At 62.5% G+C, this 25,649-nt stretch carries 23 protein-coding genes and 1 pseudogene; 13 read left to right on the top strand and 11 right to left on the bottom strand.

Annotated features, from left to right (window positions below):
* Positions 1-50 precede the first annotated feature (50 nt).
* Positions 51-1,052 (bottom strand): inorganic phosphate transporter, encoded by a 1,002-nt coding sequence (locus KP001_RS18170; RefSeq protein ID WP_217286958.1) that lies wholly within the window; start codon positions 1,050-1,052, stop codon positions 51-53.
* Positions 1,045-1,662, bottom strand: a complete 618-nt coding sequence (locus KP001_RS18165; RefSeq protein ID WP_217286957.1) for a DUF47 domain-containing protein — start codon at positions 1,660-1,662, stop codon at positions 1,045-1,047. Before KP001_RS18165 ends, KP001_RS18170 begins: the two co-directional genes overlap by 8 nt.
* Positions 1,663-1,886: 224 nt before the next feature.
* Between KP001_RS18165 and radC the strand changes: the two genes are divergently transcribed.
* The 4 genes from radC to KP001_RS18145 all read left to right on the top strand — a co-directional run bounded on the left by radC (position 1,887) and on the right by KP001_RS18145 (position 3,923).
* Positions 1,887-2,582: a RadC family protein gene (gene radC / locus KP001_RS18160; protein WP_217286956.1), complete on the top strand. Its 696-nt coding sequence runs from the start codon at positions 1,887-1,889 to the stop codon at positions 2,580-2,582.
* Positions 2,583-2,599: 17 nt separating this feature from the next.
* The gene (locus KP001_RS18155) at positions 2,600-2,947 is read left to right on the top strand and encodes a hypothetical protein (protein WP_217286955.1); all 348 of its coding nucleotides are present in this window, start codon (positions 2,600-2,602) and stop codon (positions 2,945-2,947) included.
* A gap of 66 nt (positions 2,948-3,013) precedes the next feature.
* Entirely contained in the window at positions 3,014-3,487 is a 474-nt protein-coding gene (locus tag KP001_RS18150) for a hypothetical protein (protein WP_217286954.1), read from the top strand.
* A 169-nt stretch (positions 3,488-3,656) separates the two neighbouring features.
* Entirely contained in the window at positions 3,657-3,923 is a 267-nt protein-coding gene (locus KP001_RS18145) for a hypothetical protein (RefSeq protein WP_217286953.1), read from the top strand.
* Between the two features lie 244 nt (positions 3,924-4,167).
* Here KP001_RS18145 and KP001_RS18140 read toward each other — a convergent pair whose 3' ends face one another.
* The 4 genes from KP001_RS18140 to KP001_RS18125 form a co-directional block, all read right to left on the bottom strand.
* Positions 4,168-4,842, bottom strand: a complete 675-nt coding sequence (locus tag KP001_RS18140) for a DUF1318 domain-containing protein (RefSeq protein WP_217286952.1) — start codon at positions 4,840-4,842, stop codon at positions 4,168-4,170.
* A 66-nt stretch (positions 4,843-4,908) separates the two neighbouring features.
* On the bottom strand, positions 4,909-7,329 hold the full coding sequence (locus KP001_RS18135) for an AsmA family protein (RefSeq protein ID WP_217286951.1): 2,421 nt from the start codon (positions 7,327-7,329) through the stop codon (positions 4,909-4,911).
* The gene (locus KP001_RS18130) at positions 7,299-8,462 is read right to left on the bottom strand and encodes an AsmA family protein (protein ID WP_217286950.1); all 1,164 of its coding nucleotides are present in this window, start codon (positions 8,460-8,462) and stop codon (positions 7,299-7,301) included. The genes KP001_RS18135 and KP001_RS18130 overlap by 31 nt, the downstream gene beginning before the upstream one ends.
* A gap of 164 nt (positions 8,463-8,626) precedes the next feature.
* Positions 8,627-10,072 carry a glyceraldehyde-3-phosphate dehydrogenase gene (locus KP001_RS18125; RefSeq protein WP_217286949.1) on the bottom strand — a complete coding sequence of 482 codons (1,446 nt, stop codon included), beginning with the start codon at positions 10,070-10,072 and terminating at the stop codon, positions 8,627-8,629.
* Positions 10,073-10,511: 439 nt separating this feature from the next.
* On the opposite strand from KP001_RS18125, the gene KP001_RS18120 reads away from it, so the two are divergent.
* On the top strand, positions 10,512-10,841 hold the full coding sequence (locus tag KP001_RS18120; RefSeq protein WP_217286948.1) for a DMT family protein: 330 nt from the start codon (positions 10,512-10,514) through the stop codon (positions 10,839-10,841).
* Between the two features lie 17 nt (positions 10,842-10,858).
* Positions 10,859-11,332: a DUF2127 domain-containing protein gene (locus KP001_RS18115; protein WP_217286947.1), complete on the top strand. Its 474-nt coding sequence runs from the start codon at positions 10,859-10,861 to the stop codon at positions 11,330-11,332.
* Here KP001_RS18115 and KP001_RS18110 read toward each other — a convergent pair.
* Both KP001_RS18110 and KP001_RS18105 read right to left on the bottom strand, forming a co-directional pair.
* Positions 11,329-12,099: a sugar phosphate isomerase/epimerase family protein gene (locus KP001_RS18110; protein WP_217286946.1), complete on the bottom strand. Its 771-nt coding sequence runs from the start codon at positions 12,097-12,099 to the stop codon at positions 11,329-11,331. The two genes, KP001_RS18115 and KP001_RS18110, sit on opposite strands and share 4 nt — an antisense overlap.
* Complete coding sequence (locus tag KP001_RS18105) at positions 12,092-13,144, bottom strand: potassium channel family protein (RefSeq protein WP_217286945.1); 1,053 nt, start codon at positions 13,142-13,144, stop codon at positions 12,092-12,094. Before KP001_RS18105 ends, KP001_RS18110 begins: the two co-directional genes overlap by 8 nt.
* A gap of 145 nt (positions 13,145-13,289) precedes the next feature.
* Here KP001_RS18105 and KP001_RS18100 point away from each other — a divergent pair, with 145 nt between their 5' ends.
* From KP001_RS18100 to cysS, 6 genes are all read left to right on the top strand, one after another.
* A complete protein-coding gene (locus KP001_RS18100) occupies positions 13,290-13,982 on the top strand; it encodes a GntR family transcriptional regulator (protein WP_217286944.1) in 693 nt (230 codons plus the stop codon).
* A gap of 324 nt (positions 13,983-14,306) precedes the next feature.
* Complete coding sequence (gene selA / locus KP001_RS18095; protein ID WP_217289650.1) at positions 14,307-15,680, top strand: L-seryl-tRNA(Sec) selenium transferase; 1,374 nt, start codon at positions 14,307-14,309, stop codon at positions 15,678-15,680.
* Between the two features lie 269 nt (positions 15,681-15,949).
* A complete protein-coding gene (gene ispD / locus KP001_RS18090) occupies positions 15,950-16,645 on the top strand; it encodes a 2-C-methyl-D-erythritol 4-phosphate cytidylyltransferase (protein WP_217286943.1) in 696 nt (231 codons plus the stop codon).
* Between the two features lie 4 nt (positions 16,646-16,649).
* The gene (ispF, locus tag KP001_RS18085) at positions 16,650-17,126 is read left to right on the top strand and encodes a 2-C-methyl-D-erythritol 2,4-cyclodiphosphate synthase (protein ID WP_217289649.1); all 477 of its coding nucleotides are present in this window, start codon (positions 16,650-16,652) and stop codon (positions 17,124-17,126) included.
* A gap of 132 nt (positions 17,127-17,258) precedes the next feature.
* Positions 17,259-18,947, top strand: a complete 1,689-nt coding sequence (locus tag KP001_RS18080) for a glutamine--tRNA ligase/YqeY domain fusion protein (RefSeq protein ID WP_217286942.1) — start codon at positions 17,259-17,261, stop codon at positions 18,945-18,947.
* 192 nt (positions 18,948-19,139) lie between these two features.
* On the top strand, positions 19,140-20,582 hold the full coding sequence (cysS, locus tag KP001_RS18075; protein ID WP_217286941.1) for a cysteine--tRNA ligase: 1,443 nt from the start codon (positions 19,140-19,142) through the stop codon (positions 20,580-20,582).
* A 90-nt stretch (positions 20,583-20,672) separates the two neighbouring features.
* Here cysS and KP001_RS18070 read toward each other — a convergent pair whose 3' ends face one another.
* Together KP001_RS18070 and KP001_RS18065 are read right to left on the bottom strand one after the other, a co-directional pair.
* Positions 20,673-20,852: a ribbon-helix-helix protein, CopG family gene (locus KP001_RS18070; protein ID WP_216508682.1), complete on the bottom strand. Its 180-nt coding sequence runs from the start codon at positions 20,850-20,852 to the stop codon at positions 20,673-20,675.
* Between the two features lie 246 nt (positions 20,853-21,098).
* Positions 21,099-23,380: pseudogene (locus KP001_RS18065) on the bottom strand (sigma 54-interacting transcriptional regulator).
* A 371-nt stretch (positions 23,381-23,751) separates the two neighbouring features.
* Here KP001_RS18065 and KP001_RS18060 point away from each other — a divergent pair.
* A complete protein-coding gene (locus KP001_RS18060) occupies positions 23,752-25,194 on the top strand; it encodes a transglutaminase-like domain-containing protein (protein ID WP_217286940.1) in 1,443 nt (480 codons plus the stop codon).
* Between the two features lie 81 nt (positions 25,195-25,275).
* On the opposite strand, the gene KP001_RS18055 is transcribed toward KP001_RS18060, so the two are convergent.
* Positions 25,276-25,413, bottom strand: a complete 138-nt coding sequence (locus KP001_RS18055; RefSeq protein WP_217286939.1) for a hypothetical protein — start codon at positions 25,411-25,413, stop codon at positions 25,276-25,278.
* Between the last annotated feature and the right edge of the window lie 236 nt (positions 25,414-25,649).

Below are 25,649 nucleotides of genomic sequence, written 5' to 3'. Positions count from 1 at the left end.
GAGCAGTCCGCAGACCGCCCCCGACCTCTCTTCCCGATGTCTCCCCCCTGTCACTTGCCCAGAAATGGTGACAACACGATGTAGCTTACAAAACCCACGAAGCCCGAAGCCGGAATGGTGATCACCCATGCCGTGACGATGCGGTAGGCGACGCCCCAGTTGACCGCCGAAATCCTCTTGGTGAGCCCGACGCCGAGGATGGAGGAAGTGATCACGTGCGTGGTGCTGGTGGGAAGCCCCATGGCCGATGCGCCCAGGATGACCGCCGCCGAAGCGGTCTCCACGCAGAAACCGTGCACCGGCTGCAATTTCACGAAGTCATGTCCGACGGTCTTAATAATCCTCCAGCCGCCGGCGGCGGTGCCAAGCCCCATGGCGATGGCGCACGACATCTTCACCCAGTTGGGGACATCGAAGGTGGTGATGGAACCGTAGCTCAGCAGTGCCATCGTGATGACCCCCATCGACTTCTGTGCGTCGGCCGTGCCGTGGGAGAAGGCCATGACCGCGGCGGAAAGGATCTGCAGCTTGCGGAACACCTTGTTCAGGTTGTAGGGCGCCTTGTTCCTGAAGGCCCACATCATGCCGACCATGAACATGAAGCCGAAGAAGGCACCCACGATGGGCGAGATGACGAGCACGGTCACGATCTTCTTGAGACCGGCCCAGTGCAGCGCACCGCTGCCGGCATGGGCGACCACCGAGCCGACCAGTCCGCCGATGATGGCGTGGGAGGAGGAAGAGGGGAGCCCGTAGTACCAGGTGATCAGATTCCAGATGATGGCGCCGAGAATGCCGGCAAGCACGACCATCTGGGTGATGCTGCTGGCGTCGACGATCCCCTTGCCGATGGTAGCAGCGACCTTGGTGGAGATCATGGCACCCAGGAAGTTGAGTCCGGCGGCCATGAAGATCGCCGTCCTGACGGTGAGCGCGCGGGTGGAGACGCAGGTAGCGATGGCATTGGCTGTGTCGTGGAAGCCGTTTATGTAGTCGAACAGCAGGGCCGCGCCGATGACGGCCACCAGCAGGACCAGTGTGACCTCAGGCATTTTTTACCACCACGCTTTCCAGGATGTTCGCGGCATCCTCGCACTTGTCCGTTGCGGTCTCCAGCGTCTCGTAGATCTCCTTCCACTTGATGAGCTGGATCGGATCCTTCTCCTCGGCGAAGAGACGGCTGATCGCTTCGCGGCAGACGCGGTCCGCCTCGTTCTCGAGGGCGTTCACCTCGATGCAGTAGGCGCTGATCGGCTCCAGCTTCCCGCCCAGGACCGCGACGGTCTTGTCGATGGTCTGGCAGGCCTTGAGGATCAGGAACGCAAGCTCCTTCGACTCGGGCGTCGGCTTCTCTACGTTGTACATGACGAAGCGCTGGGCCGAGGCGTCGATCAGGTCGAGGATGTCGTCGAGGGCCGCGGAGAGGGCATAGATATCTTCACGGTCGAAGGGGGTGATGAAGCTCTTGTTGAGCTTCTTGATGATGTCGTGGGTGATGGTGTCGCCCTTGTGCTCAACGTCCTTTATCTTGCGCTGGCTGGCCACCGGATCGTCAAAGTTGTCGAGCATGTCCTTCAGGAGCTGGGCCCCTTCGATGATGTTGTGGGACATTTCCCTGAACATGGCGAAAAACTTTTCTTCTTTTGGCATCAACCCAAACATTAGTCCCTCCAAAGTCCCGGTCTTGACGGCCGGCATCTAGTTACAAACTGGCGAGATATACCACATTCCCGGCAAATATAAAACAATGAAATAAGTAAATTAACCTAACCAACCCGGCGTCCACCGTTTACACTTGCCCCCCGCGCCGCCTGGCAAACTTAGCGCCCTTCGGGTATGATTGCACTTTAATTTTTTAGCACCCACCACCCGGACAGGAGCACTTCATGAGCGGCGGAATCAAGTGCTGGCCCGAAGCGGAGCGTCCACGCGAGAAGCTGATGCAACGAGGCGCCTCGGCTCTGTCCGAGGCGGAGCTGCTGGCGCTGATCCTGGGCAGCGGCAATGCCGCCAGCCGCCGCAGCGCTCTCGACCTGGGGCGCGAGCTGATGCTCCAGTTCAAGTCGCTGCGCGCCCTCGCCGACGCCTCCTACCTGGAAATCCAGCAGGTGAAGGGAATCGGCCCGGCCAAAGCGACCTGCATCCTCGCCGCGCTCGACCTTTCCCGGCGCATCCGCGAGAAGGAGCGGCGCCCCATCGAATCGTTCGAGCGCTTCACCTCTGCGTCCCAGGTCTTCGAGCACTTGAACCATGAATTCAGGGACCGCCACACCGAGCAGTTCATGGCGCTGCTTCTGGACGGTAAAAACCGGATCATCACCCGCGCCCTCATCTCAGAGGGGTCGCTGAACCAGAGCATCGTGCACCCGCGCGAGGTCTTCAACGCCGCCGTGCGCCAGTCCGCAGCCGCCATGATCCTTTTGCACAACCATCCAACCGGTGACCCTGCCCCCAGTCTCGAAGACCTCGAGGTGACACGGCGGCTGTGCGACGCCGGGCACCTCATGGGGATCAGGGTGCTCGACCACATCATCATCGGCGAGAACGAGTTCTACAGTTTCGCCGACCACGGTCAGCTCTAGCCGCACCCGGGGGAGCCATGGAACAGGCCGTCGCCCTCGTGCAGGGGGCCTATTTTTTGATCACGGGCCTGTGGCCCATCTTCAGCATCACCACCTTCATGATGGTCACCGGTCCCAAGACCGACCTGTGGCTGGTAAAGACGGTCGGTGCTGTCCTGGCGGTAATCGGGGCGGCGCTCCTCGTTGCCGGCTTCAATGCGGAGCTGGGTGAGGCGGTGAGACTGCTCGCGGTCGGGAGCGCTGCGGCCCTCGCCGCCGTTGATGTCATTTACGTCTCCAGGAAGATCATCGCACCAATTTACCTGCTGGACGCGGTAGCGGAAGCGGCCTTGATCGCTTGGTGGGCTGTCGCGTTACACCTTTAAACGTACCTTTACCCCCCGCACGGATCAGCCGGCGAGGGCACCGCCACGGCGGAACAGGAGAACCAGATGCGCAAAACTGTTGTTAAGAGACAGGCTCAGGAGCGCCCGGTGACGGGAGCGGAGTGGTTGGACCTCGACAGCATCGCCCAAGTGGAAATAACGTCGGAAGATCCTTCGCAACCCATCGAATCGGCGCTGCAACCGGTGGGGGCACCGGGATGGCGTGCGGCGGACCCGGGTCCCCAGATGATCCGCCTGCTGTTTGACGCTCCGCAAAACCTGAAGCGGATCTACCTGCTGATCAACGAGGAGGAAGTGACGCGGACCCAGGAGTTCGTGCTGCGCTACGCGCAGAACCACGCCCGAAGCTTCCGGGAGATCGTGCGCCAGCAGTTCACCTTTGCCCCTCCCGGCACCACGACCGAGCAGGAGGAGTACCAGGTGGACCTGGCCGGAGTGACCACGCTCGAACTCGAGATAATGCCGGACGTGTCAGGGTCGTCCGCGAAGGCGTCGCTGGGGCGGCTGCTTTTGGCCTGAGCCCCCCGGCGGGCCAGATTGGTTCATCCGGGAACTCTGCGGAGCCCCCCCTTTTCACGCCACCCCCGCACTTGACGGGAGAGGGCCGGGGGGTGGGTGAAGCCGCAAGGCACGGAAATGATTGCCGCAAGGGACGCGGGGTAAATGGCCCTTTTCCCGCGACTCCCGGATGAACAAAAAAAAGCGCCGAGAGGAAAAGGAGGATCCATCATCGGCGCAAAAGTTGGGTTTTCTGGCAAGCGGCATCTGCAGTGCCGCTTTGTCTTTCATTAATACAAGAGCGGTGCCAAACCCACCGGCAGCTCAAATTTTTTTCAACGTACCGATTTTACACGGTTTTGAGAGAGATCCTGGCGATGACCGTCCCGTCCTGCCGACTCAGCGGTTGAACAGCGAAGCCGCTCCCCGCCCGCCGATTGCGCTGAAAACAGCATAGAATCAAGGACTTTCACATTTTGAGCAGCAGTTCAAACTTTGCACAGGTGTCAAAATTCCGCCATCCCCGTGTCGTCGCTCCTGACCGGCGTCCCACTCTCCTCCTGGGAAATGGTGGCCGCACCCTCACCCCGGCCATCTCCCGGAGGGAGAGGGAGGTCGCCCCCATTGCCCCAGCCTGCTACAAGAAACGGCCGCGGGCACCAAGCGCCGCGGCCGTTTCTTTCCCGTGATGTCGCCGGAAACTACTTCTGCACCCACCGGTCGTTCTGCAGCTGCATCCACCACCCCGGCTGGGCTGCTTCCCGCTTGGTGTCGGCATAGGTAACCGCCGCTTTCGCCATGACCAGGTTGAGCGCCTCCTTGCTTTCTTTTTGCTTCTGCAGCTTCAGAATCGCCTTGGCCATGCTGAGCACCACCGTCTTGCGGCTCTGGTTTTCAGCGGCCAGCAAGGCCTCATCCTGCGGCCCGAGTTTCCCCTTGGCAGAGGGGGGAACCACCACCAGCCCCTGTTTCGAGATCCCGACGGCCCCGCTGGCGAAGAGGGCGTTCAGCCTCGGGAGACGCTTGCTCATCTCGTCGTAGGCCTTCAGAACCTCCGGCATGCTGGAAAGCTCGACTGCCAGCGCTTCCGCGTCGGCATCGGCATCCGCGGCAAAAGCCTGGGCCACCAACGAGAACTCCGGCAGACTGTCAAAAAGCCGACTCTGCGGTTTGTCGAGGGGTGCGGCCGGCGGCAGTCCCGGCGCAGGGGCCGGGGTGGCCGGCTTCTCCCCGCTCTTTAGGAGCATGTCGTCCAGCGACTTGTAGGCTTCCTTGGCGGCCTTCTCGGGGAAGTAGACGTTGACCGTGATCACCGCGCAGGCGGCAAGGGAGAAACAGGCAAGGGCCAGCAGCAACTTGATCAATTTTCTGTTCATGGAATACCCCCATCTATACGTTGGTCTGCTCCGGATGTGGACATCACGAAATATAACACAGTAGGATCACTCTTCCCACTTGAACTCCGGCACCAGTTCCTGTTTCGCCGGCGCCTTCTCCGCCGGCGGCTCACCGGTTGCGGGCTTTCCGCGCACCGCGGCCTCCTTGATCGACTCAAGCAGGTGCTCCAGGGCGATCCGGTTCTGCGTCGGCGCGATGTTCACGTTCAGATCCTTCACCCCGAAAAAATTGGTGTTGACGATCTTCAGGGTGTTGAAACTCAGGTCCCCCTCCTGCAGGTTCGCCTTGATCTCCGCCTCGTCATAGGCGCGGTCGCGGGTCAGGAAAAATCCGCTCAGCTTCTGCTTTGCCAGGCGCTGCAGGAACTCCTTGCTGACCAGCATCTTCTCGCCCCCCCCCTCGCGTGCCCAGAGGTCGACGAACCCGGTCATCCCCAGGATGCCCCCTCCCACGCCCCTGACGCTGATCACGCCGTCCACCCGCCCTGAGATGTACCCTTGGAGGCTGGGGAGGCTGCGGCAGAGTTTCTTCAGGCTGAGCCCGTTGACCAGCAGGTCCACGCGGTAGGTCGGTTTATCCCTGACGGCAAGGTAGCCGGAGCCCAGGATGGCGCCGTCATAGAGGGTGGTGCGGAGGGGAGCGATTTCCATGAGCCCCTGCGAGGCGCGCAACTGGAGGGTCAGTTTGCCCAGTTCCAGGGTGCCGAATACCGTCCGTCCCACCGTGAACTGCTCGCCTCCTGCGGGGAGCCCCCCCAATTGCCCCAGCAGGCGCTGGTAGTTCCCCCTGCTGAACTCCCTGGTGTCTTTGGGCTGCGAGGCGCTCTTCCCTGAAAGATCCAAGGAGACAGGAATCCTGCCGTTGATATCGCTCATGGCCAGCTTCTGGGGTGCCGATTCGATACGTGCGTCGCGCACATCGACGACCCCTTCCAGAAGTTGCCGCCCCTCCCGGAATTCCAGCGTTGCATCCGCCGAGAGCGCCCCTTTGAGCGTCGCCTCCTGGAGTGCCGGGGGGATGAGGTTCACGGTGGCGTCAACCAGGGCTTCCACCGGGGTGCCGGGAAGGGAAAAGGTGATGATCCCACTGCGCTTGGAGGAGAAGAGCTCCGCCACCTGCCCCCGCGCCCGCAGCGCCACCCCTTTTCCCGGCGAAAACAGCCCCTCTCCGATGGAAAGCTTCCCAGTCGAGTAGCTCCCCGACAGGAAGAGGGAGGCTCCTGACAATGCGCTCTTGCCGCTTTTGGAGAAGGCGAGCCCGCGTCCCCTGGTCTCGAATCGGCACTCCACCCCCCTTTTGCCCGAGTAGGTACCGGAACTCCTGACCTCCAGGTGCCCCGCGGTCGGGCGGATGATTGCCGTCTTAGGTAAAAAGGACGCCGCCTGGGCCGCACCCCCATCCTGCAGGGTGGCCTTGAAGGTGACGCCCCCCTCCGGAGCAAAGGGACGGAAAACCGCCTCTGCATCAAGCTCCCCCCCCAGAAACTTCCCGCTCAGCCCGGCATGCCCCCCCGCTCTGTCGAACCTCGCCTGCAGCTGAGCGCCCCCCGCGGCGTACCCTTTCATGGTGACGGCGCGGGAAAAGAGGGTGGCAGTCCCCTCCAGCCATTTTTCCGCTCCTGACGTGACCATGTCCCCCCGGGTCCGCCCCGAGAGGCCGGAAAGTTCAAGGTCACCCTGGTGCCACGTCCCCCCTTCGAGCTCCACGACCAGCGGAACGCGCCCGGCGGAGGCAACTCGAGGCGGTAACCGGCCGGCGATACGGGTGGCCGCCACTCTCGCCGCTCCCAGCCGCGCCTGTACCCCCTCCAGGCTCACCTGCTCGTCCTCCAGCCGGTAGCGGAAACGTGCATCCCCGCTCCGGGAACCAAAGGCGATCCCTGCCAGGTTCGCCTCACCGGAGGCCTGCCGGTGTCCCCCCTGCTGCCGCAGTGCGACCGTGACCACCCCCTCCTTGACCGCAACCGGGTCTTTGCCCCGCTTCCCCGTGATGCCGGCAAGCGCGATTCTTCCCGAGAGCTTCAGCTCCTGCGCGTTCTTTCCGGCCAACACGGCGGTTCCCGATGCGGTGCCCGCGGTCGCCTGCAGGTCATGGCGTTGCAGGAAAGGGTTCAGGGAGGTGAGCTTCGCCTGCGCCACTCTCAGTGCAGCCGACAGCGGTTCAGGCCGCTGCGCTTCATACGAGATGTGGCCGTCCACGGGAACACCGTAGACCCGGGCGCTGAAGCCGGAGCTGTGCATCGCCACCGGCTTCAGGTGCGAGGAAAGGGTGACGTCGAAGGGCAGGCGGAGGGAGCCGACGACCGCCCCCCCCTCCCCAGGCGCCTCTGAAAGCGCCCCGATGGCGGACACCCCGTTTCCCTTCCGGGAGAGCGTCGCCTTCCCCGAGAGCCCCGTGACCAGCCGTTCCCCCTTCCTCGCCAGCCACCCCTCCCTTAGCAGCAGGATGCCGGCGGCGCTCTCCACGCCTCCCGCTGCGGTACCCTCCAGCCGCAGCGATTCGCAACGAAGCTTCCCCCCAGCAGCACCCCCCTGCGCGCCTCCTCCGGCAGCAGGACGTTCAGAAGGGCAAGGTCTACCTGGTCCACCCCGAACAGGAGGGCGAAGCGCCGCTCCTTCCTGATCCCGCTCAGGCTCCCTTCCGCATGCAGCTGAGCCACCTTTTCGATGTCGAGCGTCGCCTCGTTCAGGTCCGCCCGGTCCTCGGTAAGGCTGTAAAAGCCGTTGAACTGCAGCGTCCCGGCGACGGGATAGGTTCCCCCGGCGGCCGGCAACGATACGTCTGTGAACCGGAAGGAGCCTGAGCTGCGCAGTTCCCCCCTGGCCAGCACCCCGTTGACGGTGAGAGAGCCCCGCGCCTTTTCCAGCGCCGCCGGGTTCTTCAGCTTCAGCAGGGTGGCGACCCTCCGCAGCGACAGGACCGGGGCACTCAGGGTGAGGTCCACCGCGGCCTCGGCGCCGGGCCGTGCGGTCCCTTGTAACTGGTAACGGTTGGCCGCCGCGTCCTCGAAGGCGAGCTCCACCTGGGCGTTGCGCGACCCTCCGCTGGTAAGGTTGTAAAGCTTGAGGTCGACGCCGCGCACCCCCTCACCCTGCACCGTCAGCGCCCCTTTGCGCACCAGGAGTTTGCCGATCACCGTCTCCGGGGGAGGCTGCACCGGTTTCCTGGCTGCGAGCCTGCGCTGCAGGTCGCTGAAATTCCAGGCGCCCGCGTCATTTTTTAGAAGGTTGATGTTGCCGCCGTCGATGGCGATGAGGTCGAAGCGCCGCTTCCCCCGCAATAACGCCAGCCACTGCGGCTTGATGACCACGGTCTCCGCGGCGGCCACATCGGGTCCCGCGAAACCTTTGGGGTTGCGCAGCCTGACCCCGTCCAGCACCACCGTGCGCCCCGACAAGGAAACACGCCGCACGGTGAATTCCTGCTGCAAGGACGAGCTGACCAGGCGGGAGATCTGTCGGGCGGGGAGCGGTGTGGCGAGATAGGCGTGCAGGAGGACGAACGCGAGCAGGCAGACGCAGAACACCCCGGCGGCGATATACGCCAGGATCCGGACCGGGCCTTGCGGGATTAAAGTTGTGCCACTGTCGACTTTCATGTGTCCCCTCGCCGTGCAGCGTGAACTTTACCCTGCTTCGCCGCCGTGGGCAAGAGAAGCATCCGGCGGCCACCACGGCGTTACCGGCCTGCCCTTGACGCAAAAAGGGGCACCCGCTCCGGATGCCCCTTTTCCTTGTCTGTCCGCTTTTGCCTGTGACGAAGCTAGACCGGCAGCGCCGGAAGTTCCAGGCCCGCCATCTTCTGGACCATGCGCACCACCTGGCAGCTGTAGCCGAACTCGTTGTCGTACCAGACGTAGAGCACGCAGCGGTTCCCCTGGACGATGGTGGCCAGGGAATCGACCACGCCGGCATGGCGCGAGCCGACGAAGTCGCTGGAGACGACATCCGGGGAGTTGGTGTAGTCGATCTGGTTCTGCAGCGGCGAATCGAGCGAGATGGCGCGCAGGTAGCTGTTCAGCGTCTCCACGTCGGTCTCGGTGTTGAGCTGCAGGTTGAGGATCGCCAGCGAGACGTTCGGGGTCGGCACGCGGATGGCGTTGCCGGTCAGCTTGCCCGTCAGCTCCGGAAGCACCTTGGCCACGGCCTTGGCGGCGCCGGTCTCGGTGATGACCATGTTGAGCGGGGCGCTCCGCCCGCGGCGGTCGGCCTTGTGGTAGTTGTCGATCAGGTTCTGATCGTTGGTGTAGGAGTGGCAGGTCTCGACGTGGCCGCTCACGATGCCGAACTTGTCGCTGACCGCCTTCAGCACCGGAACGATGGCATTGGTGGTGCAGCTCGCCGCGGAGAAGATGGTCTCCTGCGCCACGATCAGCTCGTTGTTGATGCCGGCGACGACGTTGGGGATGTCCCCCTTGCCCGGTGCAGTGAGGAGCACCTGGGAGACGCCCGGCGCCTTCAGGTGACGGCCGAGCCCTTCGCGGTCGCGCCACTTGCCGGTGTTGTCGATGACGATGGCGTTATGGATGCCGTACTCGGTGTAGTCGACGTTTTCGGGGGCGTCGGAGTAGATGATGCGGATCATGTTGCCGTTGGCGATGATCGCGTTTTCTTCCTCGTCGATGGTGATGATGCCGTTGAAGGGACCGTGCACGGAGTCACGGCGCAGGAGGCTCGCCCTCTTGACCAGGTCGTCCGGGCCGGCCTTGCGCACCACGGCGGCGCGCAGACGGAGCTTCTCGCCGCTGCCGGACTTCTCGACCAGGATGCGGGCGAGCAGGCGGCCGATGCGGCCGAAACCGTAAAGCACGATGTCCTGCGGCTCGTCGAGCAGCGGCGTGCGGCCGGTGTTGACCGAGGCGAGCTCGCTGGCGACGAAGTCGTCGATGGAGACCTTGTCCTTGACGGCCTCATAGCGGACCGCGAGCCTCCCCAGGTCGATGCGTGCCGGTGCCAGGTCCAGCTTGGCGAGGGCTTCCAGGACCGGGAACGTCTCCTGGACGGTCAGCTCGCCGTCGAGGATCAGACGAGCGAAACGATGCGCCTTGAGGATCTCGATGGTCGGGCTGTTTACCAGCGAGCGGCCGTACACCGTGGTGACGATGTTGTTGTCGCGGTAAAGATGGCCGATGATCGGGAGCATGCGCTCGGCAAGTTCCTCATGCCCCTGCCATTCCTTCAGATAAGCTTCCTGTTTCTCAATCTTCATAGTTCCGTCCCCTCGCAGAAAATAACGCCGGACACGACCACGCGCCTCGACGCAAAACTCAGCGTACATAACGGCCGACGAGCCACTGTCAACTGCCACCAAGGCATCGCCTAAGTACACCGAATCATTTCGCGGTTGACAGAACGACAGCAACAGGAACGGCCAAAACGCCCGCATACTACAGTATTTTTGTGATGTAAACAATTGAAACTTCTGAAAGATCAGCAAGTAATGTTTTTGTTAATTACTGGAGACCAATATTTATCCGTCACTTTGCCCACCGGCGTTTTATCCTGTTGCAACCTTTGCGCGGGACGCACCTCTCGTGCTATCCTTGCCAGTCGCCGCAGCCCCCTCCGGTGTGCCACCCGCTCCGGACCCGGCCAGCGGCGGCCGCGCGCCCCCGGCGTAACGGAGCTAAATCTTTATCGGAACCGCTATGAGAACTATCGTACTTTTGATCCTTTCCAACGTCTTCATGACCTTCGCCTGGTATGCGCACCTCAAAGACCTGCGCAGTGCGCCGCTCTACGTGGCAGTCCTCGCCAGCTGGGGCATCGCCCTGTTCGAGTACATGCTCCAGGTGCCGGCGAACCGCGCCGGCTTCGGAACATTTAACCTGGGACAATTAAAGATCATGCAGGAAGTGATCACCCTTTCGGTCTTCGTCCCGTTCGCCGTGTTCTACATGGGGCAACCGCTCAAGCTCGACTATCTCTGGGCGGGGCTCTGCATGGCGGGGGCCGTCTTTTTCATCTTTCGCGGATAAAACGGGGGCAACTGCGGATGGCGGTGAGGGGGAAGGCAAAGCGGGGCGGGCTGCGCGTGGTGGCGGTCTTCGAGGCGTTGAAGGGGGCCGTGGTCCTTCTGGCCGGCTGCGGCGTGCTGGCGCTGGTGCACAAGGACCTGCACCACATCGCGGTGCGGCTGGTGCTGGTCCTGCACATGAACCCGGCGCGCCACTATCCGGGCATCTTTATCGACGCCGCCAACCGCGTTACCGACCTGCAGCTCTGGATGCTTGCGGCTTCCGCGCTCACCTTCGCGGCGGTCCGGCTGGCGGAAGCATACGGGCTGTGGCATGAGAAACGATGGGCGGAATGGTTCGGCTTCCTCTCCGGAGCGATCTACCTCCCCGTCGAAGTCATCGAGATCTTCCGCAAACCGGACTGGGCCCGCGTCACGGTTTTCCTGGTCAACGTCGGCGTGGTCGGTTACCTCGCCTGGGCCCTCAAGCGCTCCTCGAAGTCCCGCCGCTAGCCCAGGTGCGGGGCCAAGACCCGCAGCGAGCTCTCCAGGTGTGGCCTGCTGTGTGACTCGATGGTATAGGCGGCATCCGGCGCGTAGCGCCCCATCAACCGGAAGAAGAGTTCGAAGTCGATGGCGCCTTCCCCCGGGGGCGCGTGATCGTCCCTGGTGCCACTGTTGTCATGGATGTGCACCTCCCTGATCCACGTCCCCAGCGCCTCGAACCACTGCGCCATCCCCACCCGCTTGAACAGATTCCAGTGCCCCACGTCGAAACAGTGCCCGAATGATGGTTCCTGCACCGCCTCGAAGAGCGCCTTCAGGGTCGACGGCTCCTCCTCGAAGATGTTCTCCACCGCCACCACCGTGCCGATCGCTTTGGTCCTCTGCAAAACGCCGCGCCAGGCGGCGACGCTCAACTCGAGCCACTGCCCCTGCGCCTCGCCGTAGCGCCAGCGGTCGAAACCGGGGTGAAACACCATCACCTCGGGGCGCAGTATTTCGGCTGCGTCCAGCACCTGCCCGAAGCGGTGCAGGGTCGCGTCCCGCAGCATCCGCTCCAGCGAGCCGGGGTTCAGGTCCATGAACGGCGCGTGGATGGTGCAGGTGAGCCCCTCTCCCTTGAGCGCCTGCGCCGTCTCGGCGAGTCGCGCCGGGGTGGCGGCGTCGAGCGCGTCGGCGGAGAAGTAGATCTCCGGGCTCAGCCGGCGCTCCAGGATGAAGGGGAGATGCTCCTCGATCTGGGTGTGCGGGACGTGGACGAAGACTCTTTTAGTCATCTTTTTTCCTGTGTTTTTTGATCAGTTCCTCGGCGCAGCTGTCGCAGCGGACCAGCTGGTCCAGCTTCTGTATCGCCGCCGGTTCCCCCAGCACGATCAGCGTGTCGTGCGCCTCTATCTTGGTGTGGGATTCCGGGTTGAACACCATCTTTCCGGTCTGTTTCTTGACCCCGACGATGATGACGCCGGTCTCCTTGCGAAAGCCTGAACTGGCCAGCGTCTCGCCGATGAAGCCGGTGTGCGCAGGGATCAGGATCTCCTCCATCTGCAGCTCCATGTGCTCCCGTCCGGTTGCGATTTCGATGAAATCCACCACGGTGGGGCGCAGGATCGCCTGGGCCATCCTGGAACCACCGATGAGGTAGGGGGAAACGACCTTGTTGGCGCCGGCCCGCTTCAGCTTCAGCTCGCTCCCCTCTTCGCCGGCGCGTGCCAGGATGAAGAGGTCGGGGTTGAGCCCCCGCGCCGTCAGCGTGATGTAGACGTTCTCGGTATCCGAGGTGACCACGGAGATGAGCCCCTTGGCCTTCTTGATTCCCGCCCTCAGGAGCACGTCGTCGATGGTCGCGTCGCCGGGCAGGAACAGGTAGCCGTGGCCGTCCTGCTCCATCTGGGCGATCATCTCGATGTCCTTCTCCACCACCACGAAAGGAAGCGGCTTGGCGGCGAACTCCTTGCAGATCAGCGAGCCTATGCGCCCGAAACCGCAGATGATGTAGTGCCCGTCCAGGGCGGCAATGGCCTTTTCCACCTTTTTCCTCCCGATGATCCGCTGGAACTGCCCCTCGAACATGATCTGGGCCAGGCTCCCCACGATGTAACCGATGACGCCGACGCCGAAGAAGATCAGCATCATGGTGAAAACCTTGCCGACGTGGCTCAGGTCGTGGACCTCGCGGAAGCCGACGGTTCCCAGGGTGATCACCGTCATGTACAGGGCGTCGAGCAGGCTCCACCCTTCCAGCGTCATGTAGCCGCAGGTGCCAACGGTAAGCAACAGCAACAGCACACCGATGGATATCTTGAAATGTCGTACCGGGTCCATGGCTAAACTCCCTCAGCGTCGCAACATACAGAGCGTGCAGCGAGATTTCAAGCTTTTTCATGTGCAACACCACAATTTCAAAGAGGGAAGTTCTTGACAATCTTTGGATACTGTATACAATACGGCGATCATTGAAGGGGGCCGCATGAAGAAGAATGTCGAGAAGCACCTTACCCTTAGAGAACGGATACTTGAGACGATCCGCGATGCCATCATGTCAGGAGCCCTCAAGCCGGGAGAAAAGGTAGCTGAACCCGAACTCGCAGCCCGTTTCGGCATCAGCCGCACCCCCATCCGCGAAGCGTTCCGCCAGTTGGAATCCGAAGGGTACCTTTCCGTCATACCGCGCAAAGGGGCGCTGGTCGCCAGTTTCTCCGCGAAAGACGTCGAAGAGTTCTACGCCATAAAGAGCATTCTTGAAGGCTACGCCGCCCGCAAGGCCTGCAGCCTGCTCAGCACCAGGGAGATAAACAAGCTGGAAGCGATCAACGAGAAGTTGCGCGAGATCGCGGAGGAAGGCGACGTACGTCATTTCTTCAAGGTACACAACAGCTTCCACGACCTCTTCATCAAGGGAGCCGGCAACGACAAGCTGCACGACATGATCGCCCAGTTGCTGAAGAAGTTCCAGCGGCTGCGCCTGGCGTCGCTCATGAAGCCGGGCCGGATGCAGCTCTCGGTGGAGGAACACGAGAAGATCATCGAGGCTTTCCGCAAGCGTGATCCGGTCATGGCCGAGATGCTGGTGCAGAAAAATGCCGAGTATGGCGGCAAGGTGCTGATCGAGGAAGACGCCGCCGCCGCTGAAGCATGGACCTGCAAAGGGCTCGATCTGTAATATTTCCCATAAGGCCCCCGTTTCCAAGGAGACGCGGGGCCTTTCTCTTTCATGGTTCCGGAGGCGGCCTGTCATCCCCCCCGCCCCTCTCACCCGCTACCCCGCGCCTTCGTCACCCGTCCGCTTCGCTCCGCTTTGGATTCACTGCAATGCCTCAGGTGCCCATCGTCACTGGTCCGTTGCCGATTGCGTCATCCCTTCCCCCTTCTTTAGTGGGCAATTGCCCGTTCCCCTTGTGGTTTTCCTTTGCCTCACGGCGCACTTTGCGCTAAATTAGCCCGTTGCCATTTCAATGAGAAGGGAGGCGTCGTGCAGCAGCTCAAAATGATCCCCAAGGTTGACCGCGTGCTCGAATGGGAGGCGGTGCGCACGCTTCTTTCCGGGCAGCCGCGGGAGCTGGTCCTGAAGGCGGTAAGGATCGTGCTGGACCGGCTGCGCGGCGGTGCCCGCGCCGGCGGACTCAACGACGACGCCTTTGGCGAAGCCGCCGTCTGCGCCGAGGTTGCGCGTGAGCTGCGGCTGCTGACCCAGCCGAGCCTGAAGCGGGTCATCAACGGCTCCGGCATCGTGATCCACACCAACCTCGGGCGCTCCATTCTCCCCGAGGCGGCGCGCGACGCGCTGAACACGATCGCCTTTTCCTATTCCAATCTCGAATTCAACCTCGACGAGGGTGTCCGCGGCAGCCGCTACAGCCACGTGGAGGCGCTTTTGTGCGAGCTGACCGGCGCCGAGGCGGCCATCGTGGTGAACAACAACGCCGCGGCCGTCCTCCTCACGCTGAGTGCCATGGCGGCCGGGCGCGAGGCCGTGGTGTCGCGCGGGGAGCTGGTGGAAATCGGCGGGTCCTTCCGGATCCCCGAGGTCATGAAGCTGTCCGGCGTGACCCTGAAGGAGGTCGGCACCACCAACCGGACCCATCCCAAGGATTACCTCGGCGCGGTGAACGAGAACACCGCCGTCTTCCTCAAGGTGCACTGCAGCAACTTCGCCGTGCTCGGCTTCACGAAGGAGGTCACCGCGGAGGAGATGGTCGAGCTGGGGAAACAGGCTGGAGTGCCGGTTCTGGCCGACATGGGAAGCGGCAACCTGGTCGACCTTTCCAACCGGCTCCCCTGCCCCGAACCGACGGTCCAGGACTTCGTCCGCGCCGGGGTCGACGTGATCACCTTCAGCGGGGACAAACTTTTGGGCGGTCCCCAGGCCGGCATCATAGTCGGGAAGAAGCCGTTCATCGAGGCCATGAAGAAGCACCAGCTGCTGCGCGCGCTCAGGATGGACAAGCTGACCCTGGCAAGCCTCGAGGCGACGCTCGCCCTCTATCGCGACGAGATGGTGGCGCTGAAGGAAGTGCCGACCTTGCGCATGCTGACCGCAACCCTCCCCGAGCTGACCGCCCGGGCCAGGAAGATCACCGGCCGGCTGCGCCGCCGCACTCCGGACGCCGTCAGCTTCAAGCTCAGCGAGGGGTTCTCCCAGGCGGGGGGAGGGACGCTGCCGCTGTTGAACCTCCCCACCATGCTGATCGAGGTTGCGGTCGAGGGGCTCACTCCCAACGACATCGAGGCAAGGCTGCGCGGGATGGAGATCCCCGTGATCGGGCGCATCAACAAGAACGCCTTCCTGCTCGACCCGAGAACCCTGCAGGACGCCGACCTGGACGATTTGGCAGCGGCGCTGGGCGCACTCGCCGGCTGAGCATCGGCCTCCGGCATGAACCGAGCGACTCGCTCCTCCTCCCTTGACGGCCTGCGCGCCGAAACGCTTCGATCCGCGGAGGGGGGCGGGAGGTGGGTGCAGCTGCCGTCTGTGCCGCTGGCGGCTGGTGCCCTCACCCCCAAGCCCTCTCCCGCAGGGCGAGGGGAGGATCGGTACTTTGGTCATATTTAACTGGTTTTTTCACAGCCAAACTGTATAATTCGGCGATTTTCCCCGTACAGGGGGCCTTCGCTGATCCCGAGGTGATTTTGGCAAGAACGTTCGCGCTGATCCCCGCCGCCGGCATGGGAAAGAGGATGGGAGCAGGCTCCAACAAGCAGTACCTCATGCTGGACGGAATGCCCATCCTCGCCCGCACCGTCCGGACATTCCAGGAAGCCGGCTGCATCGACGCGATCTACCTGGTCTCCCCGGAACAAGAGATCCCCTTTTGCCGCAGCGAGGTGGTCGAACGCTACGGCTTCACCAAGGTCCGGGCCATCGTCCCCGGGGGGAGCGAGCGTCAGCACTCGGTGTACAACGGGCTGCGCGCCATCGGGGATATCAACCCCGACGACGTGGTGCTGATCCACGACGGGGTGCGCCCCTTCGTCTCCGTGCAGATGATCGAGGACGCCGCCGCCGTCGCTAGGGATGCCGGAGCCTCGGTGGTCGCCGTCCCGGTGAAGGACACGGTCAAGGTGGTCCGCGACGGGATCATCACCGCTACGCCGCCGCGCGAAACGCTCTGGCTCGCACAGACGCCGCAGGCTTTCCGCTACGGCATGATCCGCGCTGCGCACGACCAGGCTGCCGCAGCCGGTTTTTTAGGAACCGACGACGCCTCGCTCCTGGAATGGCAGGGGGAGCCGGTCCGGGTGGTGCAGGGCGACTACCGCAACATAAAGATCACCACGCCCGAGGACATGATCCTCGCCGAGGCGTTTTTGAAGGAGAAGAACTGACATGATGCGCATCGGACACGGCTACGACGTACACAGACTGGTAGAGGGGCGCAAACTGGTCCTGGGAGGGGTAGATGTCCCGTACGTGAAGGGGCTTCTCGGGCACTCCGACGCCGACGTGCTGCTGCACGCCATCTCCGACGCCATCCTGGGCGCCATCGGCGAGGGGGACATCGGCAAGCACTTCCCGGACACCGATCCCGCTTACAAGGGGGCCGACAGCCGGAAACTCCTGCGCCACGTCATGGACCTGGCCGAGCGCAAGGAGTACATAATCGGCAACGTCGACGCCACCATCGTGGCGCAGCGCCCCAAGCTCGCCCCCTTCATCCAGCAGATGAGACGGAACATCGCGGAGACGCTGGGCACCGGGGAGGACCGGGTCAACGTGAAGGCGACCACCACCGAGGAGCTCGGTTTCGCCGGCCGGGGCGAGGGGATCGCAGCCTACTCGGTGGCGCTTTTGGCTAAAAAAGGGTAAGGGTAAAAAGCACCGTTTCCCTGTAGGGGCGAATAATCATTCGCCCCCCACATCCGCCCCACGAGGCGGGTGCCATTCACTAATTAACTCTACGCACACCGGTTATCAGACGGCTGCGGACAGGACATCTATATGACTACAGAAGAAACCCCGGTCGTCGAAAAGGCGGCCAACTTCATCCGGAACATCGTCACCGACGATCTGAAAAACGGCAAGCACCAGAGCATCGTCACCCGCTTTCCGCCCGAACCCAACGGGTACCTGCACATCGGGCACGCCAAGTCGATCTGCCTCAACTTCGGCCTGGCCCGCGACTTCGGCGGCCGCTGCCACCTGCGCTTCGACGACACCAACCCCACCAAGGAGGACATCGAGTACGAGGACTCCATCAAGGAGAACGTGAAGTGGCTCGGCTTCGACTGGGGCCAGCACATGTACTACGCGTCCGACTACTTCGAAAAGTTCTACCAGTACGCGCAGATCCTCATCGAGAAGGGGCTCGCCTACGTCGACAGCAGCAGCGCCGATGAGATCCGCGCCATGCGCGGTACCCTGAGCGAGCCGGGGAAGGAGAGCCCGTACCGCAACCGCGAAGTCGCAGAGAACCTCGACCTCTTCGCCCGCATGCGCGCCGGCGAATTCGAGGACGGCACCCAGGTGCTGCGCCTGAAGATCGACATGGCATCCCCCAACATCAACCTGCGCGACCCTGTCATCTACCGCATCAAGAAGGTCGACCACCACAGGACCGGCGACGCCTGGTGCATCTACCCGATGTACGACTACGCGCACTGCATCTCCGACGCCATCGAGGGGATCACCCACTCCATCTGCACCCTGGAGTTCGAGGATCACCGCCCGCTCTACGACTGGGTGCTGGACCAGCTCCCGGTCCCCTGCCACCCGCGGCAGATCGAGTTCGCACGCCTGAACCTGAACTACACGGTGATGAGCAAGAGAAAACTCCTCGAACTGGTCCAGGAGAAACTCGTCGACGGGTGGGACGACCCGCGCATGCCGACCCTCGTGGGGATCAGGCGCCGCGGCTTCACCCCCGAATCCATCCGCGCCTTCTGCGAGACCATCGGCGTGGGCAAGAGCGACAGCCTGATCGACATGAGCATCCTCGAGGACGCGGTGCGCGAGGACCTGAACCTGCGTGCCCCGCGCGCCATGGCGGTGCTGCGCCCCCTCAAGGTCGTCATCGAGGGGTACCCGGAAGGGGAGACCGAGGAGTTCGAGGCGGCCAACCACCCCAACAACCCCGAAATGGGGAGCCGCATGGTTCCCTTCGGAAAGACCGTGTACATCGAGCGCGACGATTTCCAGGAGGAACCGGCCAAGGGGTTCTTCAGGATGGCGCCGGGCAAGGAAGTGCGGCTGCGTTACGCCTACATCGTGAAATGCGAGTCGGTGGTGAAGGACGAGAATGGCGAGGTGGTCGAGGTGCACTGCAGCTACGACCCGGGCTCCCGCGGCGGCAGCGCCCCGGACGGCCGCAAGATCAAGGGAACCATCCACTGGGTCAGCGCCGAGCATGCCGTCAACGCCGAGGTGCGCCTCTACGACCGGCTGTTCAGCACACCCAACCCCGGCGGGAAGAACGAGCCGGACTACCGCACCTCGCTGAACCCGAACTCCATCGAGGTGCTCAACGGTTGCAAGCTGGAGCCGTCGCTGGCCGCGGCCACCCAGGAGGACCGCTTCCAGTTCGAGCGACTGGGATACTTCTGCCCCGACCTCAAGGACTCCCGTCCCGGCGCGCTGGTTTTCAACCGGACCGCCACGCTGCGCGACTCCTGGAACGACGGCAAGCGGTAACGGCATATTCCCCCTCGCCCTCCGGGAGAGGGGCAGGGGTGAGGGCGCCTCAATAGGCAAGGTCGCACTTGAATGGCAATGCCCTCACCCGGCCTCCGGCCACCCTCTCCCAAAGGGAGAGGGGCTTGCACGTTGGTGATACGAATCCGGCCCTGAACAGGGTTAACACTTTTTAGAAAGAGGATCTGACATATGGCTTTACGCGTCTACAACACCCTTACGGGCAGCAAGGAAGAATTCGTACCGATCAACCCCGGCAAGGTCGGCATGTACGTCTGCGGCGTAACGGTTTACGACCACTGCCACATCGGGCACGCCCGCGCGAACGTCGTCTTCGACATGATCTACCGCTACCTGCAGGCCAAGGGGCTCGACGTCACCTACGTCCGCAACTACACCGACATCGACGACAAGATCATCAACCGCGCCAACCGCGACGGCGTCCCCTACAACGAGATCTCCGAGCGCTTCATCGAGGAGTTCGACAAGGACATGGCGCGGCTCATGCTGCAGCTCCCCACCTTCCAGCCCAAGGCGACCGAGCATATCCCGGAGATCATCGCGCTGGTGCAGAGGCTGATCGACAAAGGGTACGCCTACGCGTCCGGCTCCGACGTCTTCTTCCGGGTGGACCGCTTCGAGGGGTACCTGAAACTCTCCAAGAGGAACCTCGAGGACATGCAGGCAGGGGCCCGCATCGAGGTGGACGAGAAGAAAGAGCACCCGATGGACTTCGCGCTCTGGAAGGGCGCCAAGCCGGGCGAGCCGTACTGGGAATCCCCCTGGGGCCACGGCAGGCCCGGCTGGCACATCGAGTGCTCCGCCATGAGCACCAAGTTCCTGGGCGATACCCTCGACATCCACGGCGGGGGGAAAGACCTCATCTTCCCGCACCACGAGAATGAAATAGCCCAGTCCGAGGCTGCGTCCGGCAAGCCTTTCGTCAAGTACTGGCTGCACAACGGCTTCGTGAACATCAACTCCGAAAAGATGTCCAAGTCGCTCGGCAACTTCTTCACCATCAAGGACGTGCTGGAGCGTTACGACGCCGAGGTGCTCCGCTTCTTCCTGCTTTCGGCGCACTACCGCTCCCCGATCGACTTCTCGGACCAGAACCTCAAGGAAGCGGAGCTAGGCCTGGAAAGGATCTACAAGGCACTGGCGGGGATCGACGAGCGCCTGGCGGCCGGGACCGACCACGCCGCCACCGAGGAGAGCGCAGAACTGGAGGAGAAGTGCGGCAGCATCGGAGCCCGCTTCACCGAGGCGATGGATGATGACTTCAACACCGCCATGGCGCTCGGGCACGTCTTCGACCTTGTGCGCAGCATCAACCGCGCCCTGCCGGTCTCGCCGCTGGAACTGCTCGCGCGCGTGAAGCGGGAAGTCGCCAACATCGCGACGACCCTCGGGGTGTGCGACTCGGTGCCCGTGGAGTTCATGCAGCGTATGAAGGACCGCAAGACCTCGGATATGGAAATTCCGGTTGAGGAAATAGAGGCTTTGATAGCCGAGCGCGCCGAGGCCCGGAAGGCGAAGGACTTTAAGCGCAGCGACGAGATCAGGGACCTGCTGCTCGCTAAGAACATCGTCCTTTTGGACGGCAAGGAAGGGACCACCTGGTCGGTGAAGTAGGAAGCTGCCGGCACGACCGGTAGCGCAGGAATAAAAAAAGGCCGCTTAACGCGGCCGTTTTTTATGCTTCGGCGGGTGATGCGAGGCGGCCTAGGCCGCCTTCTGGTTCAGCTCAGCGCTTCTCGCCTTCACGAGTTCCATCGCTTCCCTCATGATGTCGGAAACGCTTTTCTTGGTGGAGTCCATGATTGCTTCGAGGGTCTCACGCTCTGCGTCGCTGATCCTCATGGAAATGACATTGTACCTGGGGTTCTCTCTCATTCTGCCCATCTGCTTCTTCTCCTTGTACTGCTCAAGATTGGTGACACGATGTCTACAATATTGCTATATGCGTGCCAACCCCAAAAAAGAACAGTCCTGCGGCGTAACCTGCTGTTTTCACGTATACCGTTTAATTCACGTTAAAGCCCTATAACCCAACAGTGTATACAAAGTGCGCCACTTTTGGCACAGAGTGCGTAATTGTGCCCATTTGTATCATTTTGGCCGGGGTGGCACTCCCCGCCATGTGGCAAATCACTCATCTTCTTCCTCCCGCGCACGGATTGTGCGCCCTTTCAACCCATGTTTGGCCAAAAGACGGTAAAAGGTCCTTCTTGGTATGTTGGCAAGTTGTGCCGCTTTTGACACATTGCCTCCGGCGTCTGCCAGATAGCGCTGGATCAGCTTCTTCTCGACCCTCAGTACGTGCGGTTCGCGCTCCTTTTTGAACGAGCGCAGGTCGATGACGTCCTCCCCCTCGTCGGCGTAGCTTTCCGCGAACGCCAGAGGCAGGTTGCCCAGCTTTATGATGTCGTCGTGGGTGAGGACCGCGGCGCGCTCGATGACGTTCTGCATCTCCCTGATGTTCCCCGGCCAGGGGTACTTCACCATGGCGTTGATAGCGCGCTCCTCGATGCCCACGATGTGCTTGTTCAGCTTGTTGCGCGCCTTCTCCAGGAAGTAGTGGGCGAGCTGCGGGATGGATTCCACCCGCTCACGCAACGGGGGCATGGTGATGGAGAATACGTTGAGCCGGTAATAGAGATCTTCACGGAACCACCCCTCGCGCACCCCGTCCTCCAGGGACTTGTTGGTGGCGGCGATGAGCCTGACGTCGACGCGGCGCGCCATCGTGCCCCCCACCGGGCGCACTTCCCCCAGGTCGAGCACGCGCAGCAGTTCCGCCTGCAGTTTCGGGGTGATGTCTCCGATCTCGTCCAGGAAGATGGTGCCGCCGTCGGCCGCCTCGAAAAGGCCCTTCTTCTCGGTGATGGCACCGGTGAAGGATCCCTTCTTGTGGCCGAACAGTTCGCTTTCCAGCAGGGAGTCGGTGATGGTGGTGCAGTTGACGGTTACCAGCGGCTTGTCGTTTCTCTTGCTGTAGCGGTGGATGGCGCGCGCGGCGAGCTCCTTGCCGGTGCCGGACTCGCCTCGGATCAGCACCGTGGTCGGCGTCGGCCCGACCTGCTTGATCTGGTCCAGGGCCTCAAGCGTATTGCCGTCGCTCCCCACGATGAACTCGTCGCCGTATTCCCGGTCCAACTCCCTCTTGGCCAGTTCGTACTTTTGGATCAGGCGCCCTCTCTCCTCCTCCAGCTGCTGAAGGTTGTGCGGCAGGCACATCTCGAGGTCCGCCAGCCCCTGGAATACCGCCACGGCATACTCCCGGCAGGTGCGGTAGCCGCAGGTGCGGCAGTTGAGTTCGTCCTTCTGGGTGAACTTGTTGGTCGCGTGCAGGATCTTTTTACGTCCCCCCCCTTTGGAGTGGGAAGCTTCGCGTACTTGTCCGAGAAAGTGCGGGAGAGGTCGATGTCCCATTGCTTCTGGTAGTGCGGCGCCACCCGGTACGGGATCTCGCTTCTGAAATGGGAAATGACCATGTTGCGCCTGGAAAATTCGGTGAGTTCCTTGTTGCGCCCGGGGCCGCCGATGCAGCCGTCGTAACAGAAACGGAGATCGACCAGCTTGGGGCTGATGCGCCCGGCGGCCAGGTCCTTTATGATCCCCATTACGTTGACCTCACCCTCGGCCGTGACGATATCGGTATCGAGCGGGTCGGGGTTGATGCCGAAGGCCTGGAAAGAGCCCTGGGACAGGGAGAATATACGCCCCATGTGCGGCTCCCTGCCGTCGAAGGGCTCTTCCTCGAGTGCGGCCAGATCGATGCCCCGCTCCTTGAAGATCGACTCCAGCTCCCGGTAGGTAAGCAGCACGTCCACCGCCCCCTTGGTCTGCTCGGCCTGCACCTCGAACTTTCCGGCGATGCAGGAGCTTATATAGATAACCTTGACCTGCTCTCCCAGCACGTGCTTCAGGTAGCGCCCCATGGCCACCATGTGGGTCACCACCCCGACCATGTTTTCGATCAGTTGCGGGTAGTGCCGCTCCACGAGATCGACGACGGCGGGGCAATGGGAGGAGATGAGCGGCAACTCCGCCTTTTCGATGGCGTTTCTGTACTCTCCGGCGATAAGTTCCACGCCGCTTGCCCCCTCGTGCACCTCGGCGAAACCGAGCTGGCGCAGGCCGGCCGAGAGCTGGCCGGGAGAGCAGTTGTGGAAGAAGGCAGGAAAAGAGCAGCCAAGGACGGCGACGACGGGGTCGCCGGAAGTAAGAAGCGCCTCCGTCACCACCACGTTGTCAGCGATGACCTTGGCATGCTGCGGGCAGTTGCTCAGGCAGTTGCCGCAGCCGATGCAGCGCTCGAAGATGATCTCGGTGTAGCTCTTCTCCACCTTGATCGCCTTGACGGGGCAACTGCGCACGCACGAGTAGCATTTTCGGCACTGATCGGTAATGGTTACAATGGGATACATCGGTCCTCGCAGGCACAGCCGGATAAAATCGCAGAATCAGGTTGGATTGTATAGGAATCGGGGAAAGTGTGCAACAGTTGGCACACTTCGAGCGAATTCGAGGCAAAAAAAACCCTAGCGACTAGGAGGGCAAGTCGGCTAGGGGAAGGAGGATCCTACGATCCTCCGCAACTCTTATCTATGAACACATTATACTGAGACGCTCTGAAGACTGCAAGAGCTTAACTATAATTAATCAAAGAACTCTTTTCACGATCCATCTCATGAGCTCACGCGTGACCGGGTTTCATAAGAAAAATGGCGGGTTGGCGCATTGCGCCCGGCGCAAGTCGTGTGGTATAAATTACCCCGAATTCAGCCAAGGAGGATGTATGACAACCACGGCACGTTTCCCATTCACACTACGGTTCATGGCGGTACTGGCCATGGTCCTCTTGCCGCTCCAGCTCCTCGCGGCCGCCCCACTCCCCAAACTGGCTGCCCCCCCCGAAGGGGAGCGCTGGTACAGCATCATCATGGGAGACGAGCAGGTCGGCTTCGGCCAGACCACCGTGACACGCACCGCCAGCGGCTACCAGATCTCCTCCCGCAGCAGCGTGAAGATGAAGGTCATGGGGTTCTCCCGCGAGGCTAGCTCCACCGAATCCTATCAGGTGGCACCCGACCTGACCCTGCGCTCGTTCCAGGTTCAAAACCGTATCGATGGAAGCCCGGTCGACATCGACGGGGCTGTGACCCCCAAAGGGATCACGGTGCACACGCGCTCGGCCAACGGCAACAAGGAGCGGACCCTGAAGGTGAAGGGGCCGGTGTACCCTCCGCACGCCTTGAACCTGTACCCGCTCATGAAGGGCACCGTGCCGGGAAAAACCTATAAAATCAAGTACCTCGACCCGGAAGCGGTGAAGGTGAAGGAGGCGAAGGTCGAGGTAATCGGCCCGGAAACGCTGGACGGGAAGCAGGTGGTACACCTTAAAAACGACCTCTACACCATGGTGGACAACGACATCTGGGTAGACCTGGCGGGTAACGTTCTGAAGGAATCGGTGCGGGACGGGTTGGTAGTCACGCTTGCCCGCGACGAGGCGACCGCGAAGGCCGAACTCGCGGAAGCGGCCATGGGCAAAAAGGACCTCGTCTACGACTTCAGCCTGATCCGCGTCACGCCTCCCCTGGAGCATCCCGAGCGGCTGCAGAAACTGTTGCTGCAGATAACGGGGATACCGGCGGAGCAGCGCCTGCTGCAGGGAACGTGGCAAAGGGCCGAGCGCCAGCCGGACGGCAGCGTCATCTTCGTCCTCCCGAACCCCGGCCCTGCCGCAGAAGAAATTCCCACCCAGGCCGACCTCAACCCCGGCGAGCGGACGCCCAGCGACAACCCAGAGATCGTCTCGCGCATGAGGGCGGTCGTCGGGGACGAGAAGGATCCGGCCAAGAAGATCGCCCGCCTGGCGGCGTGGGTGGCCGCCCAGATCAAAGCCGACGTGATCGATTCCCAGTCGCCTTTGGAGACCTTGCAGAAGGGCCGCGGCAACTGTCAAAGCCACGCGCGGCTCTACGTCTCCCTGGCGCGGGCCGCCGGCATCCCTACCCGCTTCGTGTCCGGCCTCGTGTACCAAGGCGACGGGTTCTTGTACCACAGCTGGGCCGAGAGTTACCTGGAAGGGAAATGGGTCCCGGTCGATCCGACCTTCAACCAGGTCCCCGCCGACGTCACGCACATCAAGCTGATCGAGGGGGAATCGCTGGACGAGATGGGGAGCATCGCCGGCATGATCGGCCGGGCGCGGGCCAAGGTCCTCGAGAAGCGATAGCCCCTACGCCTGCTCGCTGAAAACAAGAGCGGGGCGGATCGACAGATCCGCCCCGCTTTTTTCGTACCGCCGGTCGCGCGTCTAGTGACACCCCTGGGCCGCCACCACACCTGCTCCGCTCTCTCTCGTCCCCTTCTTCAAGCCGCTCCGGTAGCAGGCGATCTGTACCAGGATTGCCACTGCGTACACCACCCCCACCGCGATAAAGAAACCACCCATCTGTCACTCCCATATATATAGTGGATTCGCCGCGGAAGAGGTACGTCCTCGACCGCGGGCGCACTTTCTAATGAGCACGATGCATGCCGCTTCGACTCCGGAGTGCCGGAGCATGGAAAAACGCGCGGTTACGGCACCGGAGCGGGTTGTCCGGCCGAGAACTGTGCGAAAGCGGGACGCCGAACTGTCTCAATAGCTAACGCCGCCGCCACGGTGACACGAAAAAGGGCGACCGT

Origin of the sequence: Geomonas subterranea, from assembly GCF_019063845.1 — a bacterium.
In the GTDB taxonomy this organism is placed as follows: Bacteria; Desulfobacterota; Desulfuromonadia; order Geobacterales; family Geobacteraceae; genus Geomonas; species Geomonas subterranea.
This window is presented reverse-complemented; position numbering and strand designations above follow the sequence as displayed.